Source organism: Streptomyces sp. NPDC088354, from assembly GCF_044753585.1.
GTDB lineage: Bacteria > Actinomycetota > Actinomycetes > Streptomycetales > Streptomycetaceae > Actinacidiphila.
The window spans coordinates 1-16,999 of record NZ_JBIVNJ010000034.1; the positions used below are offsets into that span (position 1 = coordinate 1).

Annotated in this window: 14 protein-coding genes and 1 rRNA gene; 9 read left to right on the forward strand and 6 right to left on the reverse strand. The window is 72.1% G+C overall.

What is annotated here, in order from left to right; all coding sequences use genetic code 11:
• Nucleotides 1-76, forward strand: a 5S ribosomal RNA gene (gene rrf / locus ACIP98_RS33035); the annotation flags it as partial.
• Between the two features lie 82 nt (nt 77-158).
• Here the strand turns inward: rrf and ACIP98_RS33040 are convergent.
• Genes ACIP98_RS33040 through ACIP98_RS33060 form a run of 5 tightly spaced genes read right to left on the reverse strand, consistent with a single transcriptional unit; the run spans nt 159 to nt 5,574 of the window.
• Nucleotides 159-1,469 carry a DUF58 domain-containing protein gene (locus tag ACIP98_RS33040; protein ID WP_401979455.1) on the reverse strand — a complete coding sequence of 437 codons (1,311 nt, stop codon included), beginning with the start codon at nt 1,467-1,469 and terminating at the stop codon, nt 159-161.
• Nucleotides 1,470-1,485: 16 nt separating this feature from the next.
• On the reverse strand, nt 1,486-2,454 hold the full coding sequence (locus ACIP98_RS33045; RefSeq protein ID WP_401979457.1) for an AAA family ATPase: 969 nt from the start codon (nt 2,452-2,454) through the stop codon (nt 1,486-1,488).
• Nucleotides 2,451-3,671, reverse strand: coding sequence for a DUF4350 domain-containing protein (locus ACIP98_RS33050; protein ID WP_401979459.1), 1,221 nt, complete (start codon nt 3,669-3,671; stop codon nt 2,451-2,453). The genes ACIP98_RS33045 and ACIP98_RS33050 overlap by 4 nt, the downstream gene beginning before the upstream one ends.
• Nucleotides 3,668-4,324 carry a DUF4129 domain-containing protein gene (locus ACIP98_RS33055; protein WP_319665671.1) on the reverse strand — a complete coding sequence of 219 codons (657 nt, stop codon included), beginning with the start codon at nt 4,322-4,324 and terminating at the stop codon, nt 3,668-3,670. The genes ACIP98_RS33050 and ACIP98_RS33055 overlap by 4 nt, the downstream gene beginning before the upstream one ends.
• A 5-nt stretch (nt 4,325-4,329) precedes the next feature.
• Nucleotides 4,330-5,574 (reverse strand): glycerophosphoryl diester phosphodiesterase membrane domain-containing protein, encoded by a 1,245-nt coding sequence (locus ACIP98_RS33060; protein WP_319665672.1) that lies wholly within the window; start codon nt 5,572-5,574, stop codon nt 4,330-4,332.
• A 143-nt stretch (nt 5,575-5,717) separates the two neighbouring features.
• Here ACIP98_RS33060 and mtnA point away from each other — a divergent pair, with 143 nt between their 5' ends.
• The 8 genes from mtnA (at nt 5,718) to ACIP98_RS33100 (ending at nt 15,659) form a co-directional block, all read left to right on the forward strand.
• Nucleotides 5,718-6,854 carry an S-methyl-5-thioribose-1-phosphate isomerase gene (gene mtnA, locus ACIP98_RS33065; protein WP_319665673.1) on the forward strand — a complete coding sequence of 379 codons (1,137 nt, stop codon included), beginning with the start codon at nt 5,718-5,720 and terminating at the stop codon, nt 6,852-6,854.
• Nucleotides 6,855-7,090: 236 nt separating this feature from the next.
• Nucleotides 7,091-7,855 (forward strand): SDR family NAD(P)-dependent oxidoreductase, encoded by a 765-nt coding sequence (locus tag ACIP98_RS33070; RefSeq protein WP_401979462.1) that lies wholly within the window; start codon nt 7,091-7,093, stop codon nt 7,853-7,855.
• Nucleotides 7,856-8,104: 249 nt separating this feature from the next.
• Nucleotides 8,105-8,794, forward strand: a complete 690-nt coding sequence (mtrA, locus tag ACIP98_RS33075; protein ID WP_078620260.1) for a two-component system response regulator MtrA — start codon at nt 8,105-8,107, stop codon at nt 8,792-8,794.
• Nucleotide 8,795: 1 nt separating this feature from the next.
• A complete protein-coding gene (gene mtrB, locus ACIP98_RS33080) occupies nt 8,796-10,796 on the forward strand; it encodes an MtrAB system histidine kinase MtrB (RefSeq protein WP_401979464.1) in 2,001 nt (666 codons plus the stop codon).
• A complete protein-coding gene (locus ACIP98_RS33085) occupies nt 10,796-12,622 on the forward strand; it encodes an LpqB family beta-propeller domain-containing protein (protein ID WP_401979466.1) in 1,827 nt (608 codons plus the stop codon). Before mtrB ends, ACIP98_RS33085 begins: the two co-directional genes overlap by 1 nt.
• 169 nt (nt 12,623-12,791) lie before the next feature.
• On the forward strand, nt 12,792-13,517 hold the full coding sequence (locus ACIP98_RS33090; protein WP_401979468.1) for a ComF family protein: 726 nt from the start codon (nt 12,792-12,794) through the stop codon (nt 13,515-13,517).
• Between the two features lie 504 nt (nt 13,518-14,021).
• Nucleotides 14,022-14,705, forward strand: coding sequence for a ribosome hibernation-promoting factor, HPF/YfiA family (hpf, locus tag ACIP98_RS33095; RefSeq protein WP_401979470.1), 684 nt, complete (start codon nt 14,022-14,024; stop codon nt 14,703-14,705).
• A 183-nt stretch (nt 14,706-14,888) separates the two neighbouring features.
• A complete protein-coding gene (locus ACIP98_RS33100) occupies nt 14,889-15,659 on the forward strand; it encodes a response regulator (protein ID WP_401979472.1) in 771 nt (256 codons plus the stop codon).
• Nucleotides 15,660-15,764: 105 nt separating this feature from the next.
• On the opposite strand, the gene ACIP98_RS33105 is transcribed toward ACIP98_RS33100, so the two are convergent.
• Nucleotides 15,765-16,925, reverse strand: coding sequence for a winged helix-turn-helix domain-containing protein (locus ACIP98_RS33105; RefSeq protein WP_401979475.1), 1,161 nt, complete (start codon nt 16,923-16,925; stop codon nt 15,765-15,767).
• Between the last annotated feature and the right edge of the window lie 74 nt (nt 16,926-16,999).

Consider the following 16,999-nt stretch of genomic DNA (forward strand, 5'->3'; position numbering starts at 1 on the left):
GAACCCGGAAGCTAAGCCTTTCAGCGCCGATGGTACTGCAGGGGGGACCCTGTGGGAGAGTAGGACGCCGCCGAACAATTCTTCAGCCTCAACCCTCGAACTCCGGTTCGGGGGTTGAGGTTTTTTGCGTTGTGCCGGCGGCCCATCTCGAACAGCCTTTACAGGCGCCCGGCGGCCTTGAGCGCGAGGTACGCGTCTGCCAGGGCGGGTGCGATGTCGGCCGGAGGGGCGTCCACGACGGTGATGCCGTGACGGACAAGGCGCTCGGCGACGCGCCGGCGTTCCGCGCGGGCCTGTTCGGCGGCGGCTGCCGCGTAGACCGCGTCGATGGTGCCGCGGCCCGCGGCCATGTCGTCGACCCGTGGGTCGGCGACAGAGGCGATGAGGACCTCGTGGCGGTGCGTGAGCTGCGGGAGGACCGGCAGGAGGCCTTCTTCCATGGGGGCGGCGTCCAGGCCGGTGAGGATCACCACCAGGGAGCGGTGCGAGGTCCGTTGAAGCACGGTCGAGACGAGCCCCCGCGCATCGGATTCGACGAGTTCGGCATCCAGCGGGGCCATGGCGTTGACGAAGGCGGGGAGCATGTCGCGGGCCGCGCGGCCGTGCACGGAGGCACGTACGCGACGGTCGTAGGCGAGGAGGTCCACGCGGTCGCCCGCGCGGCTCGCCAGCACTGCGAGGAGCAGAGCCGCGTCCATCGCGGCGTCCAGGCGGGGCGCGTCGCCCACGCGGCCCGCGGAGGTGCGTCCGGTGTCGAGGACGACGAGGATGTGGCGGTCGCGTTCGGGTCGCCAGGTGCGGACGGCGACGGTCGACCGGCGGGCGGTGGCCCGCCAGTCGATGGAGCGGGTGTCGTCGCCCGGGATGTACTCGCGCAGCGAGTCGAACTCTGTTCCCTGTCCCCGGATGAGGACGGACGTGCGGCCGTCGAGCTCCCGCAGCCGTGCGAGGCGGGACGGTAGGTGTTTGCGGCTGTGGAAAGGCGGCAGCACACGGACGGTCCAGGGCACGTGGTGCGAGCCCTGGCGGGCCGCCAGACCGAGGGGGCCGGAGGAGCGGACGGTGACGCGTTCCGCGTGCCGGTCACCACGACGGGTGGGGTGGAGGACGGTGGTGAGGCGGCGACGCTCGCCGGCGGGGATCGTCAGTTCGTGCCGTGAGTACGTGACCTCGGTTCCGGGGCGCCAGCTGCTCGGCGGCCAGGCGTCGCGCAACGCGGCACGGAGCGGTCGACGACCCGGATTGGTCACGGTGAGCGTGACCTCCGCGACCTCGTCGAGTCGAACTGATGTATCACCGGTTCGGGTGAAATGGAGCTTTCGTACTGGCGCGGCGAGGGCGAGGTCGCACAGAATTCCGAAGAGAAGGACGCCTTCGACGAGCAGGATGCCGTTCCAGCCAGGGAGGAGCACCCCCACGACGAGGGCGCCGATCGCGGCGAGGAGGGCGGTGCGTCCGGTCAATGACATCGATCGGCCTGTCGGCTCAGCGGGGCACGGGGACGTGGGCGAGGACCGAGGTGATGACCGAGTCGGGGGTCGTGCCCTCCATCTCGGCCTCGGGCCGCAGTTGGATCCGGTGCCGGAGGGTGGGCAGTGCCAGGGCCTTCACGTCGTCGGGTGTGACGTAGTCGCGGCCGGTGAGCCAGGCCCAGGCCCTGGCGGTGGCGAGGAGAGCGGTGGCTCCGCGGGGGGAGACACCGAGAGCGAGTGAGGGGGATTCACGGGTGGCGCGGCAGATATCGACGATGTAGGCGGTGATGTCGGGGGAGACCGTCGTCTTGGCGACCGCGGCGCGGGCGGCGTCGAGGTCGGCGGGACCGGCGACGGGCCGGATGCCGGCGGAGTCCAGGTCGCGGGGGTTGAAGCCCTCGGCATGCCGGGTGAGGACGTCGATCTCCGTCTCGCGGGAGGGGAGGGGCAGCACGAGCTTGAGCAGGAAGCGGTCCAGCTGGGCTTCCGGAAGCGGATAGGTGCCCTCGTACTCGACCGGGTTCTGCGTCGCCGCGACCAGAAAGGGTTCCGGGAGGGGACGTGGGGTGCCGTCGACCGTCACTTGGCGCTCCTCCATCGCCTCCAGGAGGGAGGCCTGGGTCTTGGGAGGCGTGCGGTTGATTTCGTCGGCGAGGAGGAGGTTGGTGAAGACGGGGCCCGCTTGGAAGGAGAACTCGGCCGTCCGGGCGTCGTAGATGAGGGAGCCGGTGATGTCTCCGGGCATCAGGTCTGGGGTGAACTGGACGCGTTTGGTCTCCAGCTGCAGCGACGCGGCCAGTGTCCGAACCAGCAGCGTCTTGGCGACGCCGGGCACACCTTCGAGCAGGACGTGCCCGCGGCACAGCAGGGCCACCACCAGGCCGGTGACTGCCGGGTCCTGGCCGACGACGGCCTTGGCGATTTCGGTGCGCAGTGCCTCCAGGGAGGCGCGGGCGCTGTCGGCGGTGGGAGCGGCGCTCACGGGATTGCTTTCCTCTCGTTGCGCAGGATGCGGCGTTCGAGTGCGTCGAGGTCGTCGGCGAGGCGCAGCAGGGCGGCGTCGTCGGCCGGGGGAGGGCCGTGCAGCGTGATGTGCGGATCCGTGGAGGGATCGTCGAGGCGTGCGGCGACCGCGGAGGCGAGGGTACCCGGGTCGTGGGCCTGGGACGGCGGGATACCGAGGAGGGGAGCCAGCCGGTCCCGGGTCGCGGTGCGCAGTGCTTCGGCGGCGCGCGCGCGGGCGTTGCCGCGGCGGTAGAGACGCGCCCTCCCCTCGGTGGCCTCCGCGGCCCTCACGGTCGCGGGCAGGCGCTCGGCGACGATCGGGCCGAGCCGGCGGGCGCGCCAGAGCGCGGCGAGCCCTGCGGCGATGAGGAGCTGGAGGAAAGCCCAGTTCCAGCCGTCGGGGATGAGGTCGAGGAAGCTTTGTTGGCCGCCGTCGAAAGCGGCCGCGTCGTCGAGAGAGGGGAGGTACCAGACGAGTCGCGGGTGGGCACCGAGGAGCTGCAGGGCGAGCGAGGCATTGCCCTGGTCGTCGAGGTTCTCGTTCTGCAGGAGTGTGTGGGTTCCGAGGACGACGACGTCACCGTCCGCCGTCGGAAGGCGCAGGAGGGTGGGGTTGCCCGCGCCGGTGCGGTAGCACCCGTCGGCTCCTTCGGCGGTGGTCGTGTAGGTGGTGCCGCCGAGATCGGCGTCGCCCGCGCGGACCGCGGCGGGCAGGTCGCATCCGGCCCTGCGGGTCTGGACGGCGGTGGGGCCCGCGTAGTGGACCCTGGGGGCGAGTACGCCGAGGGAGGAGTCACTCGGGTCGAGCAGGACGGTGCGGCCACCGCCGGACTGCACCGTGGCCCGGTGCAGGCGAAGCTGCTGATGTGGCGTCAGTAGGTCGGGGACGGTGACGAGGAGGGTGGTGTCGGGGGTGACGGCGGCAGCGGCATCGTCGGTGGTGGTGACGACCTTGGTCGTGACGCCTCGGTGTTCGAGGAGTTGCGCCAAGGCCCGGCTTCCTGCCGGGTCGGGAGAACGGGGGTCCAGTGCTTGGTGGTTCTGACCGGATTGCAGAAGGGCGTAGAGGACGCCGAAGAACACCAGGGCGAGGCCCGCGGCCAGTAGGGCGCGCCAGCCGGTCCAGAGCTGATGTGCCGTAGGGGACACGGAAGTCGTGGCGGGAGCCGGCGTCGCGGCCGGGGCGGTGGTCACGGGCGGGCGCCCCCGGACGCCCCGGCTGGGGTCGCGGCGAAGTCGGGCTTGGTGCGCCCCACTTGGGTGTCCAGGTCGCGGAGGGCCGTGTAGGCCTCGGGGCTGCCCTGCCGGTTGCCGTAGGTGACGTCGTCGAAGCTGCGGGCGGCGTCGCGCAGCGCCGCGGCGTGGGCGGGCAGGTGGCGGCCGGCGTCGGCCACGGCCTCGTCGGCGGTGCGGCCAGGGCGTGGATCGATGACTGCGCGTTCCTCCAGGGAGCGCACGATCGCCCGCATCCGTTCCTGGACGGCCTCGGTCCAGACGCCGTTGCGGGCGTGCTCCTCGGCCGCGGCCCGGTGTTCCGCGGCGGTGCGCGGGCCCTTGGTGAACAGGCCGCCGCCCGGGGCCGGCTGGGAGCGCAGTGCGCCGAGCCGCAGTCGGAGGACGACGGCCAGCACGATGACGAGCACGATCACCGTGACCAGGCCGACGGTGCCTCCGGGGGCGGCCCCGGAGGCACTGTCCATCAGGTCGGAGAACTTCCGCCACAGCCACTCCAGGGCGCGCTGGAGGAGGCTGGGGTCGTTCTGGTGGTAGACGGCCTTGGACAGTTCGTCCTCGGCCGCCTCACGAGCCGGAACGCGCGGGATCGTGACCGGTACGTCCCCCGACACCGGCGTCAGGCCCCGGTGGCCGGACTCGCGCCGGGCGTACCGGTCGGCTCTCCGTATCCGGTGACGCCTGCGGCGCGGGCCAGGTCGATGTCGAGGGCCTCGCGCCGGATGCGCTGGTCCATGTAGAGCAGGGCGGTCACGCCCGCGCTGATCGGGAAGGTGATGGTGGATCCGATGACGGCGCCGATGCCGACGACGATCAGGTAGGACCAGCCGAGGCCGGCGGAGTTGCCCGAGGTGAAGGCGGACAGACCGTCGCCGCTGACGGCCAGGCCCACGAGCAGGAAGGGGATCTGGATGATCGACGTGATGAGGTAGACGAGCAGCGAGGAGAGCAACTGGATCCCCAGGACCCGCCACCACGAGCCGCGCACCAACTTGGCGGAGCGCGCCATCGACTTGACCACGCCCTGCTTCTCCAGCATCAGCGCGGGAGAGGCGAGGCTGAACCGGATCATCAGCCACACGACGACGACCAGCGCCGCCAGACCGCCGAACAGGGCGAGGCTGAGTCCGGCTCCGACGGAGCCGCCGACCGCCAGTGCCACCCCGGGGCCGATGCCGACGGTCAGGATGCCCACCGCTATGAGGGCGATCAGGAGGGTCAACCCGAGCAGCCGGGCGAACTGGGGCCGGGCGTCGGACCAGGCCTCGCCTGTGGTGACCTGGCGCCCCAGCACGGCCCTGCTGATCACCATGGTGAGCATCGCGGTGGCGATCACCACGCCGAGCAGCGTGATGATCAGGGTGAGCCCGGCGCCCGCGAGGCTGCCGCCGACGGCGTCCGCGACGTCGTTGAGGCTTGGTTCGGGGTTGTTCTCCAAGGCGTTGAGGCTGCTGTTGTCGTTGAGGGCCAGACCCTGCAGGAGCACCGAGGCGCCCTGGGTCACCAAGGAGACCACCAGGGCGATGCCGAGCACCGTCCGCCAGTGCGCGCGCATGGTGGAGACCGCCCCGTCCAGGATCTCGCCCACGCCCAGCGGCCGCAGCGGGATGACGCCGGGCTTGGGGGAGGGCGGGAGACCCCACTGGGGCGGCTTCCAGCCGGACTGTGCGGTGCCGCCCCAGGTGGGGGGCGGGGGCGGGTTGCCCCACCCTCCGCTTCCGGCGGCCTGCCACTGGCCGGCCGGAGGCTGCTGCTGGGTCCAGTTCGGGGGCGCAGAATCCTGCGGCGTGTCGGGGCCGTTCGTGTGCCCCGGCTCGTCGGAGGGGGAGGATCCGGGCGAGGCCCAGCCCGGAGAGTCGTTCATCATCGCTCCTTCGTTACTGCGCTACCCGATCGTTCAACGCCGGGACGGTGGCAATCGTGCCATGGGGTAAGTGGCCTTGTACCCGCGGATGCGGTGCACCGCAACCGTTCAAAACGTGCTGCCGTTCACGGCAGACTGGGCAGATGGGTGATCAGTACGTGGTATCTCTGGCCAACGAAACCAAGGGGAACCCCGACGAACCGCTCCCGGCGCTGCGCTGGGAGGAGCCGCCGGAAGGGCCCGTCCTCGTCCTGCTCGACCAGACACGCCTCCCGGCGGAGGAAGTTGAACTGGTCTGCACCGATGTGCCCGCACTCGTCGAGGCGATCCGCGGCCTCGCCGTGCGCGGGGCGCCGCTGCTCGGCATAGCAGGCGCCTACGGTGTGGCGCTCGCAGCCGTACGCGGCTACGACGTCGACGACGCCGCTGAAACGCTCGCGCACGCCCGACCCACCGCCGTCAACCTGGCCTACGGCGTCAAGCGCGCCGTGGCCGCCTACCGCGCCGCCCTCACCGGCGAGGCGCACGGCGACCCCGACCGCGCCGCGGCCGCCGCCCTCGCCGAAGCCCGCCGTCTGCACGCCGAGGACGCCGAGGCCAGCACCGCCATGGGCCGCAACGGCCTCCAACTGCTCTCCGAGCTCCTGCCCGGCGGTGGGTACCAGATCCTCACGCACTGCAACTCCGGAGCCCTCGTCTCCGGCGGCGAGGGCACGGCCTTCGCCGTCGCCCTCGCCGCCCACCGCCGCGGCCAACTGCGCCGGCTGTGGGTCGACGAGACCCGCCCGCTGCTCCAGGGCGCCCGGCTCACCGCCTACGAGGCCGCCCGCACCGGCATGGCGTACACACTGCTCACCGACAACGCCGCCGGTTCCCTCTTCGCCGCCGGGGAGGTGCACGCCGTCCTCGTCGGCGCGGACCGCATCGCTGCCGACGGGTCCGTCGCCAACAAGGTCGGCACCTACCCGCTCGCCGTCCTGGCCCGCTACCACAACGTGCCCTTCGTCGTTGTGGCCCCCACCACCACCGTCGATCTGGACACCCCGGACGGGGCGTCCGTCGAGATCGAGCAGCGCCCCGGCCACGAGGTCACCGACGCGGCCGGAGTCGCCATGGCTCCGCTGGGCACCCAGGCGTACAACCCCGCGTTCGACATCACGCCACCGGGCCTGATCACGGCGATGGTCACCGAGAACGGGGTGATCTCGCCGGTCACCGCGGATGCCCTGGCGGCACTGTGCTCGCCTCGTGCTCCAGGTCACGACCAGGCGCGGGGATGATCCCGGCCTGAAGCAAGGTGACGGCCCCCTGACCCGTGCGGACGCACGGGTCAGGGGGCCGTGCCATTGACCTGCGACCGCGTCCGTCGGCCGGCTCTCCCGCGCAGGCTGGTACTGGCAGTCCGTGGAAAACGAAGGCACTGGCTGCCACGGCCGCCGGCCCGTCCACTGGTCTGGGGTGAGGAGGCCGGCCACCGGCTCGATCCCCGTCGTCGAGCACCCGTGAAGGAGTCACCATGAGCACCGACCAGAAGATCGCCGTCATCACCGGGGCCAACCGCGGCCTGGGACGCGCCAGTGCCCTGCACCTGGCCGCGAGCGGCGTCGACGTCGTGATCACGTACCGGAACAACCGGGCCGAGGCGGAGGACGTCGTGGCGGCCGTCGAGGGTCTGGGCCGGTCCGCGGCCGCCCTGCGTCTGGACACCGGCGCCGTGAGCTCCTTCGCGGACTTCGCCGGGCAGCTGGCCGGCGAGCTCACGTCCCGCTGGGACCGGACGACCTTCGACTACCTGGTCAACAACGCCGGCCACGACCTGACGGCGTCCTTCGCGGAGACCACCGAGATGGACTTCGACGCCCTGGTCGACGTCCATCTCAAGGGCGCCTTCTTCCTCACCCAGACCCTGCTGCCGCAGCTCGCCGACGGCGGCGCCGTCGTGAACGTCTCCACCGGACTGACCCGCATCATCGCCCCCGGCCACGCCGCCTACGGCGCGATCAAGGGTGCGGTCGAGGTCCTCACCCGCTACCTGGCCAAGGAGCTCGGCGGACGCGGTATCCGCGTCAACACGATCGCCCCCGGAGCGACCGCCACCGACTTCGGCGGCGGTGGCATGAAGCACAACGAGCAGGTACGGGCGCGCGTCAGCTCGCAGGTCGCCCTCGGCCGCATGGGCGAGCCCGACGACATCGGCGCGGCACTCGCCGCGCTGCTCTCGGACGCGAACCGGTGGGTCACGGCACAGCGCATCGAGATCTCCGGCGGCCAGAGCCTGTGACACCGGCCCGAACCGGCCTGAACCGCCCCGAAGTGACCTTCGTCAGAGAACAGGGTCATACGACCCGTCGCGCAGCTCGCCATGAACCTGGCAGGGTGTTCACTGTCCGGAACCAGGTGTCCGGAGCCGGTACGCGGGAATGACCTCGACGGCCCCCGACATGCCAGGTCAACGGCAGATGTCAGTGGATGGAGATCACGGCGGAGTGACGACGAACACCATGGTCAAAGCTATCGATGCGAAAATGGGATGATGGTCGCTATGAAGGGACGCGTCCTGGTCGTCGACGACGACACCGCACTGGCAGAGATGCTTGGCATCGTGCTGCGCGGCGAAGGTTTTGAGCCGTCGTTCGTGGCCGACGGTGACAAGGCCCTTGCCGCTTTCCGTGAGACCAAGCCGGATCTGGTTCTCCTCGACCTCATGCTCCCCGGGCGCGACGGCATCGACGTGTGCCGTCAGATCCGGGCCGAGTCCGGGGTGCCCATCGTCATGCTCACCGCGAAGAGCGACACCGTCGACGTGGTGGTGGGACTGGAGTCCGGCGCCGACGACTACGTGATCAAGCCGTTCAAGCCCAAGGAGCTCGTCGCCCGCGTGCGAGCCCGGCTGCGCAGGGCGGAGGAGCCGACGCCCGAACAGCTCACCATCGGTGACCTCGTCATCGACGTCGCCGGGCACTCGGTCAAGCGGGACGGGCAGCCGATCGCGCTGACCCCCCTGGAGTTCGACCTCCTGGTCGCGCTCGCCCGCAAGCCGTGGCAGGTCTTCACCCGCGAGGTCCTCCTCGAGCAGGTCTGGGGCTACCGGCACGCGGCCGACACCCGGCTGGTCAACGTCCACGTCCAGCGGCTGCGCTCCAAGGTCGAACGCGACCCCGAGCGCCCGGAGATCGTGGTGACCGTCCGCGGCGTCGGCTACAAGGCCGGACCGGGCTGATATGGCGACCTCGTACGAGCGTGAGCGGCAGGAGAGCCGGCACGCGGACCCGCTCACGGGCCTGCTGCCGGTGCTCCGCTCGTGCGTGCGCTGGGCCCGGCGGCCGCTCCAGCCCGCCACCCGGCTGTGGCGCCGCAACATCCAGCTGCGCGTCGTCGCCACCACCCTCCTGATGTCGCTGGGCGTGGTGCTGCTCCTCGGCGTGGTCGTCATCGGCCAGGTCAAGAACGGGCTGCTCGACGCCAAGCGGCAGACCGCGCAGAGCCAGGCCGTCGGCGGCTTCGCCGTGGCCAAGGAGAAGGCCCGCAACGTCACCGACAGCGGCGACACCGGCACCGACGGGCGCAGCCAGACCGACACCGCGACCTGGCTCAACAACCTCGTCGAACAGCTCGCCAGCGGCGGCCAGGGCGTCTACTCCGTCGTCGCCCTCAGCTCCAACGCCGAGCAGCAGATGACCTACAGCACCCAGGCCGACAGCCCCGGCACCCACGGTCCCCGCGGCTCCGGCGGGGTGTGGCCCGAGGAGAGCGTGCCCGCCGACCTGCGGCAGTCCCTCGACGGCACGCTGGAGGTCTACGAGCGCTACACCTCGATGAAGAGCGACAGCGTCCCCCAGGGGGAGCCCGCCCTGATCGTCGGACAGCGCCTCAACGACCCCAACGGCAAGCCCTACCAGCTGTACTACCTCTTCCCCTTCGACCAGGAGGAGAAGACCCTCGGCCTGGTCAAGGGCACCCTCGCCACGGCCGGCATCTTCGTCGTCGTGCTGCTCGGCGCCATCGCCTGGCTCGTCGTGCGCCAGGTCGTCACCCCCGTGCGCATGGCCGCCCAGATCTCCGAACGGCTGGCCGCCGGCCACCTGCAGGAACGCATGAAGGTCACCGGCGAGGACGACATCGCCCGCCTCGGCGAGTCGTTCAACAAGATGGCACAGACGCTCCAGGTCAAGATCCAGCAGCTGGAGGACCTGTCGCGGATGCAGCGCCGCTTCGTCTCGGACGTCTCCCACGAACTGCGCACCCCGTTGACCACGGTCCGCATGGCCGCCGACGTCATCCACGAGGCCCGCGAGGACTTCGACCCGGCGACGTCCCGCTCCGCCGAACTGCTGCAGAACCAGCTGGACCGGTTCGAGTCGATGCTCTCCGACCTGCTGGAGATCAGCCGCTTCGACGCCGGTGCCGCGGCCCTGGAGGCCGAGCCGATAGACCTGCGCGACGTCGTGCGCCGGGTCGTCGACGGCGCCGAGCCGCTCGCCGAGCGCAAGGGCAGCCGCATCGTCGTCCACGGCGACGAGCAGCCAGTGACCGTCGAGGCCGACGCCCGGCGCGTCGAGCGCGTCCTGCGCAACCTCGTCGTCAACGCCGTCGAGCACGGCGAGGGCCGCGACGTCCACGTCCGCATGGCGTCCGCCGGCGGCGCCGTCGCCGTGGCCGTCCGCGACTACGGCGTCGGCCTCAAGCCCGGCGAGGCCACCCGCGTCTTCAACCGCTTCTGGCGCGCCGACCCCGCGCGCGCCCGCACCACCGGCGGCACCGGCCTCGGCCTGTCCATCGCGCTCGAGGACGCCCGGCTGCACGGCGGCTGGCTGCAGGCCTGGGGAGAACCGGGCGGCGGCTCGCAGTTCCGGCTGACCCTGCCCCGCACCGGCGCCGACAGCTTGCGCGGCTCCCCGATCGCCCTGGAACCCGAGGACTCCCGCCGCAACCGCGAGCTGAACGCGGGCACGGCCCACCGCACCATGCCCGCCGGCGCCACCGCGCTCGGCGCGGCCCTCGAAGGCGCGGCGGTCCAGCCGCACACCCCGGCCCTGCACGGCGTGCCGGTGTCGCGGTTCGCCGCGCCCGCCATCCCCAACATGCCGCTCAGCCCTCCCCGGCCCCCTGCCGCCGACCCCGCCGCGCTGCCCGGCAACGGCGCCCGCGTCGTCGGCCACCGCGCCGGCAGCGGCACGGCCACCCACACCACCACGGACCAGGCGCGGGAGGACGAGAGCTGATGCGCGCGAAGGGGGGCGGCCGACCGCGGCCGGTCAAGGCGGGCATGCTCCTGGGCTGCCTCCTCGTGCTGCTCACGGGCTGCGCCTCCATGCCCGACAGCGGCGAGGTGCACCGGGTCGGCGGCGAGCAGCACGCCGACAGCGACCCCCAGGTACGCGTCTACGGGGTGAAACCGCAGAAGGGCGAGACGCCCCGGGAGATCGTCAGCGGATTCCTGGAGGCGACCACCAGCGACGAGGCGAAGTACGACACCGCCAAGCTCTACATGACCAAGGAGCAGGCCCAGCGGTGGAAGCCGGACTCCGGCATCACCATCCTCGCCGACGGCCCTACCCAGGTGCAGGAGCCGGGATCCGCGGGCGACGGCAAGGCCGACGACGGTACCCAGATCAGCCTCACCGGTGAGAAGGTCGCCGCCGTCGACGCCCGGCACGCGTACCGCGCGGACGAGGGCACCTTCAGCACCGGCATCAGGCTGACCAAGGAGAACGGCGAATGGCGCATCGCCGGCGTCGCCGACGGGCTCGTGCTGAGCGAGGCCGACTTCACCCGCTTCTACCGCTCGGTGGACACCTACTACTTCGCCTCCCTGGGTCCTGATGCACTCGCCGAGGGAAAGCGCCGCGAGGCCCTGGTCGCCGACCCGCTGTACCTGCGCAAGCGCATCAACCCACTGGGCGCCACCGTCGACGCCCTGCTGGCCGGGCCCACCGAATGGCTCGAACCCGTCGTGGAATCGGCCTTCGCCAGCGGCATCCGCGCCACCAGGGTCACCCTCGACGACACCCAGCGCCTCACTGTCCGGCTCAACCGCGCGCCCGGCGACAGCCTCCGCTGCCGGCGGATGGCCGCCCAGCTCATCCAGACCGTGCAGGGCATGTCCTCCAGCCCCCTGCCGTCCGTGGACGTGCAGGGCCCGGGCAACCGCACCGCCTGCTCCCTGCAGCGCGAGCAGGCCGCCCGGGACTACGCCCCGGAGGGGCTGGCCGGGCAGGGCAACGAGCAGTACTTCGTCGACGCCGACCACCACCTCGTCAGCCTCAGCGGCGACGGAACCCAGCCCATGACCGTGTCCGGACCCTTCGGATCGGGGGCGCTCAAGCTGGGCACCGTCGCGGTGCGGCGCGACGAGCAGTCCGCCGCCGGGGTCACCGAGGACGGCGCCAACCTCTACGTGGCCCCGCTCGACGCCGGCGGCGAACTCGGGCCGGTCGTGGCCCACAGCCAGGCCGCCGACAAGAAGAACCGGCTCAGCGCCCCCAGCTGGGACGGCTACGGCGGCCTGTGGGTCGCCGACCGGGACCCGAACCGTCCCCGGCTGCTCATGTTCCGCAACGGCGCCGGCACGGCCGTCGACGTCACGGTGCCGGAACTCGGCAACGGGCGCATCGAGTCGCTGCGCGTGGCCGCCGACGGTGTCCGTATCGCCCTGCTGGTGAGCGAGGACAAGCACACCACGCTGCGGCTCGGCCGCATCGAGCGCACCGGGCCCTCCGACGACCCGCAGATCGCCGTCGCCGACCTGCGCCGGGTGACCCCGCAGCTGGAGGACGTCATAGCGGCCTCCTGGGCCGGGGTGAGCCGCCTCGTGGTCGTGGGCCGGGAGACCGGGGGCGTGCCCCAGATCCAGTACGTCGACGCGGACGGCTCGGCCTCCTTCACCCCGAGCCTGCCCGGCATCAGCGGCGTGAAGTCGGTGGCCGCGTCCGAGAACCAGGACAAGCCGCTGCTCGCGGAACTGGACGGCGGCATCTTCCGGCTGCCCCCGGACGCGAACTGGAAGGAAGTCACCCCCAAGGGCACCGCGCCGGTCTATCCGGGCTGAGTCTGCCCGGTGCCCGGTGCCGGACACCGGACGTCGGGCCGTCGGGCGCCGCTCCCACGAGGCCTTTTCCGGGCTGTCCCGGCCTCCTGCGAAGCTTTACCCACAGGAGTTATCCACAGGCCTGTGGAAGACCCTGGTGAATGTCGCCCCCACCCGGCATCGTTGAGTCATGCGAGGCCTACGGGGATGGTGGCGCGAGATCGCCGGGCTGGTGCTGCCGGGGGAGTGCGCGGGGTGCGGTGCGCCGCGCACCGGACTGTGTGAGGAGTGCGGGGCGACGCTGTACGAGCCGGGGGCGCGGCGCGTGTGGCCGGACCCGCCGCCCGCCGGGCTCCCGGAGGTGTGGGCCGCGGCCGTCTACGCCGACCAGCCGCGCGCCGTGCTGCTCGCGCACAAGGAGCGCGGTGCCCTCGGGCTGGCGCGCCCGCTGGGCGCGGCGCTGGCGGGCGCCGTCTACGCGGCGGTCAGGGGAGGGGGTGGGGGTGGGGCCCCCGAAAGCGGGCCGCTGCTCCTCGTCCCCGTCCCCTCCTCCCGCCGCGCCGTCGCCGCCCGCGGTCACGACGCTACCCGCCGCATGGCCCGCGCCGCCGCCGCGGAACTGCGCCGGGACGGGCTCCCCGTGCGGGTCGCCGCGGTCCTGCGGCAGCGCCGCGCCGTCGCCGACCAGGCCGGCCTCGCCGCCGCTGACCGCCTCGCCAACCTCTCCGGCGCACTGGAAGCCGTACCGGGCGCCGCCGGACTGCTCGCACGCAGTGCCGCCGTCCTTGTGGACGACCTGATGACCACCGGTGCCTCCCTGGTGGCCGCCGCGCGGGCCGTCGAGTCGGCCGGCGGCCACGTCCTGGGCGCCGCCGTGATCGGCGGCCCGGCCCCGCTGCGCCGCCGAACGGAGTAGCGGGCCATCGCACGGGGGTGTCGCGCGGCGGGCCGCGGCACGGCACGGACGAGCGCCGCGGACAGCGCGCTCCGGTGTTCGGGAGAGGGCCCGCGTACCCCTCGCGCGCGGGTGGTCACCTCCGCGCGCCGGCAAACGGAACCCCCCGGGCACCGGCGATGTTGCAGGTTGCGCAACCGCTCTTTCACCCGAACGGAGGTATAGCCCCGCTGGGGGTGCCGACCGTGGTGCTCCGGGTCTATGTTCGGTTGTGAGGGACGGAGCCGCCCGCGGTGGCCCGCCGTTCCGCGGACCGCGGGTTGTGGTTCACCCACCGTTCAGTGGATGTTGATCTTTCTCCCGGGGGAGGAGGAGGTGAGAGTCGCGGCTTCGCCGCCCCGGAAGGCCTCCGGAGGTGCGTGGAGCGGCAACGAACGTCGACGCCGGGCGGGACCTGGTGCCCGCCGGCCTCAGCGCAAGGGATCCGTCCTGTGCGAACGGGGCGATCCGGGAACGGAGTTCTGCGTGGACATCGTCGTCAAGGGCCGCAAGACCGAGGTGCCCGAGCGGTTCCGGAAGCACGTGAGCGAGAAACTGGACAAGATCCAGAAGCTCGACGGCAAAGTGATCAGCCTCGAAGTCGAGGTGTCCAAGGAACCGAACCCCCGGCAGGCGGACCGCTCCGACCGGGTGGAGATCACTTTGCTCTCGCGTGGACCGGTGGTCCGGGCCGAGGCCGCCGCTACGGATCCGTATGCGGCGCTCGACCTCGCGGTGAGCAAGCTCGAGGCGCGACTGCGCAAGGCCGCCGACAAACGCAGGGTGCACCACCGCGGCGGGAGCCGCGCAACCCTGAGCGTCGCGGAGGCGACGGCCGTCCTGGCCGCCGAGGAGCCCAACGGCACCCGGCCCGCGGACGAGTCCGCCGCCGGCGTGCCCACCACCAAGATGGGTTCCCTGGAGGTCCAGGGCGAAGGCCCCCTGGTGGTGCGCGAGAAGACGCACGCGGCAGCACCGATGACGCTCGACCAGGCGCTCTATGAGATGGAACTGATCGGGCACGACTTCTATCTGTTCATCGACTCCGACACGGAACAACCGAGTGTCGTCTACCGGCGGCACGGCTACGACTACGGCGTCATCCACCTGAAGGCGGACCCGTCCGTCATGGTGGCGCCGTCCGGCGCGGGAGGAGCGCTGCGCCGGTGATGTGACGGTCTCGGGTGGCGCCCCTGGGCGGGAAACGACCTCCGCCCGGGGGCGTTGCCGTGCTGCGGCATGGAATCATGGCCGGGCAGCCGACTTTCGGGCCGCATCGCCCGGTTGGCCTGGCACGAACGTGCACAAAAGCGTGCAACGACCACGGGCTGCCGGCCCGAGGGGGAGGAACCGATGGCCGACAGCTTCGAGCCCGCGCCGTCCGGTGTGGCGGAACCCGCCGGCGGGGCCGCGCGGGACGCGGGCGCGAACGACGCGCACGGCACAGGTGGTGCGCCGCGAAGGGAGCCCATCAGGGTCCTCGTGGTGGACGACCACGCGCTCTTCCGGCGGGGCCTGGAGATCGTGCTCGCGCAGGAGGAGGACATCCAGGTCATCGGTGAGGCCGGGGACGGTGCGGAGGCGACGGAGAAGGCCGCCGACCTGCTCCCGGACATCGTGCTGATGGATGTGCGGATGCCGAAGCGGGGCGGGATCGAGGCGTGCACCTCCATCAAGGAGGTGGCGCCCAGCGCGAAGATCATCATGTTGACGATGAGCGACGAGGAGGCCGACCTCTACGAGGCGATCAAGGCCGGCGCCACCGGCTACCTCCTGAAGGAGATCTCCACGGACGAGGTCGCCACCGCGATCCGCGCGGTCGCCGACGGGCAGTCGCAGATCAGCCCGTCGATGGCGTCCAAGCTGCTCACCGAGTTCAAGTCGATGATCCAGCGCACCGACGAGCGCCGGCTCGTCCCGGCACCCCGGCTGACCGACCGTGAGCTGGAGGTGCTGAAGCTCGTCGCGACGGGGATGAACAACCGGGACATCGCGAAGGAACTCTTTATCAGCGAGAACACGGTGAAGAACCACGTGCGCAACATCCTGGAGAAGCTCCAACTGCACTCGCGCATGGAGGCCGTGGTGTACGCGATGCGGGAGAAGATCCTGGAGATCCGCTAGCGACGGGCCGACGGGCCGACGGGCCGACCGGCCGACGGGCCGACCGCCCGACCGGTCGGCGGTCGACAGGGCAAAGACCGCCGGCGCGCGCCGCGGCCCCCGGGGTCACGCCACCGCGGCCCGCAGTGCGGCGGCCAGCGCGGGGTCGTCCAACCGCTCGACGCGGACACTGTCGCAGCCGACCCATTCCGCGGCTTCGCGCAGTGCTTGTGCCATGGGTTCCACGGCGCGCGCGGAATCCAGGGTGACCTGACGGGCGATCAGGGTGCTCCCCTCGCGTGCCGGGTCGGCGCGCCCGACGAGCCGGCCGCCGGTCAGCAGCGGCATCGCGAAGTAGCCGTGGATGCGCTGCGGTTTGGGGACGTAGGCCTCCAGGCGGTGCGTGAAGCCGAAGATGCGCTCGGTGCGCGGCCGGTCCCAGATCAGGGAGTCGAAGGGCGACAGCAGGGTCGTGCGGTGCCGGCCGCCGCGCGAGAGCTCCGCCAGGGCCGCGGGGTCGGCCCACGCGGGCTTCCCCCAGCCCTCGACCTCGACCGGGACCAGACCGGTGTCGGCGATCACGGCGTCCACCTGCTCGCCCTTGACGCGGTGGTAGTCGGCGAGGTCGGCGCGGGTGGCGACGCCCATGGCCGCGCCGGCCTGGGCGACCAGCCGGCGCAGGCACTCGGCGTCGTCGATGTCGTCGTGGAACAGGGCGTCGGGGACGGCGCGTTCGGCAAGGTCGTAGACCCGCTTCCAGCCGCGCCGCTGGGCGCAGACCACATCACCGGTGTCGAGCAGCCACTCCACCGCGATCTTCGTCTCGGACCAGTCCCACCAGGGGCCGCCGTTCTTGGCGCCGCCGAGTTCGGTCGAGGTGAGCGGCCCGTCGGCCTTGAGCCGGTCCAGCACCGCGGCGACGGAGCGTTCGGCGTCCTGCAGCACGTGCCAGCGGTGGCCGCGGGCGCGGCGGGCCCGGCGCCGGAAGGCGAAGTGCGGCCATTCCTCGACGGGCAGGATGCACGCGGCATGCGACCAGTACTCGAAAGCGTGGTTCTCGGTCCAGTACGCGGTCTCGACCGCGCTCCTGCCGACCGCGCCCAGCCGTGCGTACGGGATGAGTTCGTGCGAGCGCGCGAGGACGGAGATCGTGTCGAGCTGCACCGCGCCGAGCCGCCGCAATATGCCGCGCACGCCGCCGCGGCGCTCCGGGGCGCCGAGGAATCCTTGGGCGCGCAGTGCCATGCGGCGGGCCTCGTCGGCGGAGAGGGGCGCGGGCTTGTTCATGCGCCCCAGCGTAGAAGCAGGGTCCGACAGTCCTTCCCGGCGGCCCCGGTCCGCCCCGGCTCTCGGCGCCGCAC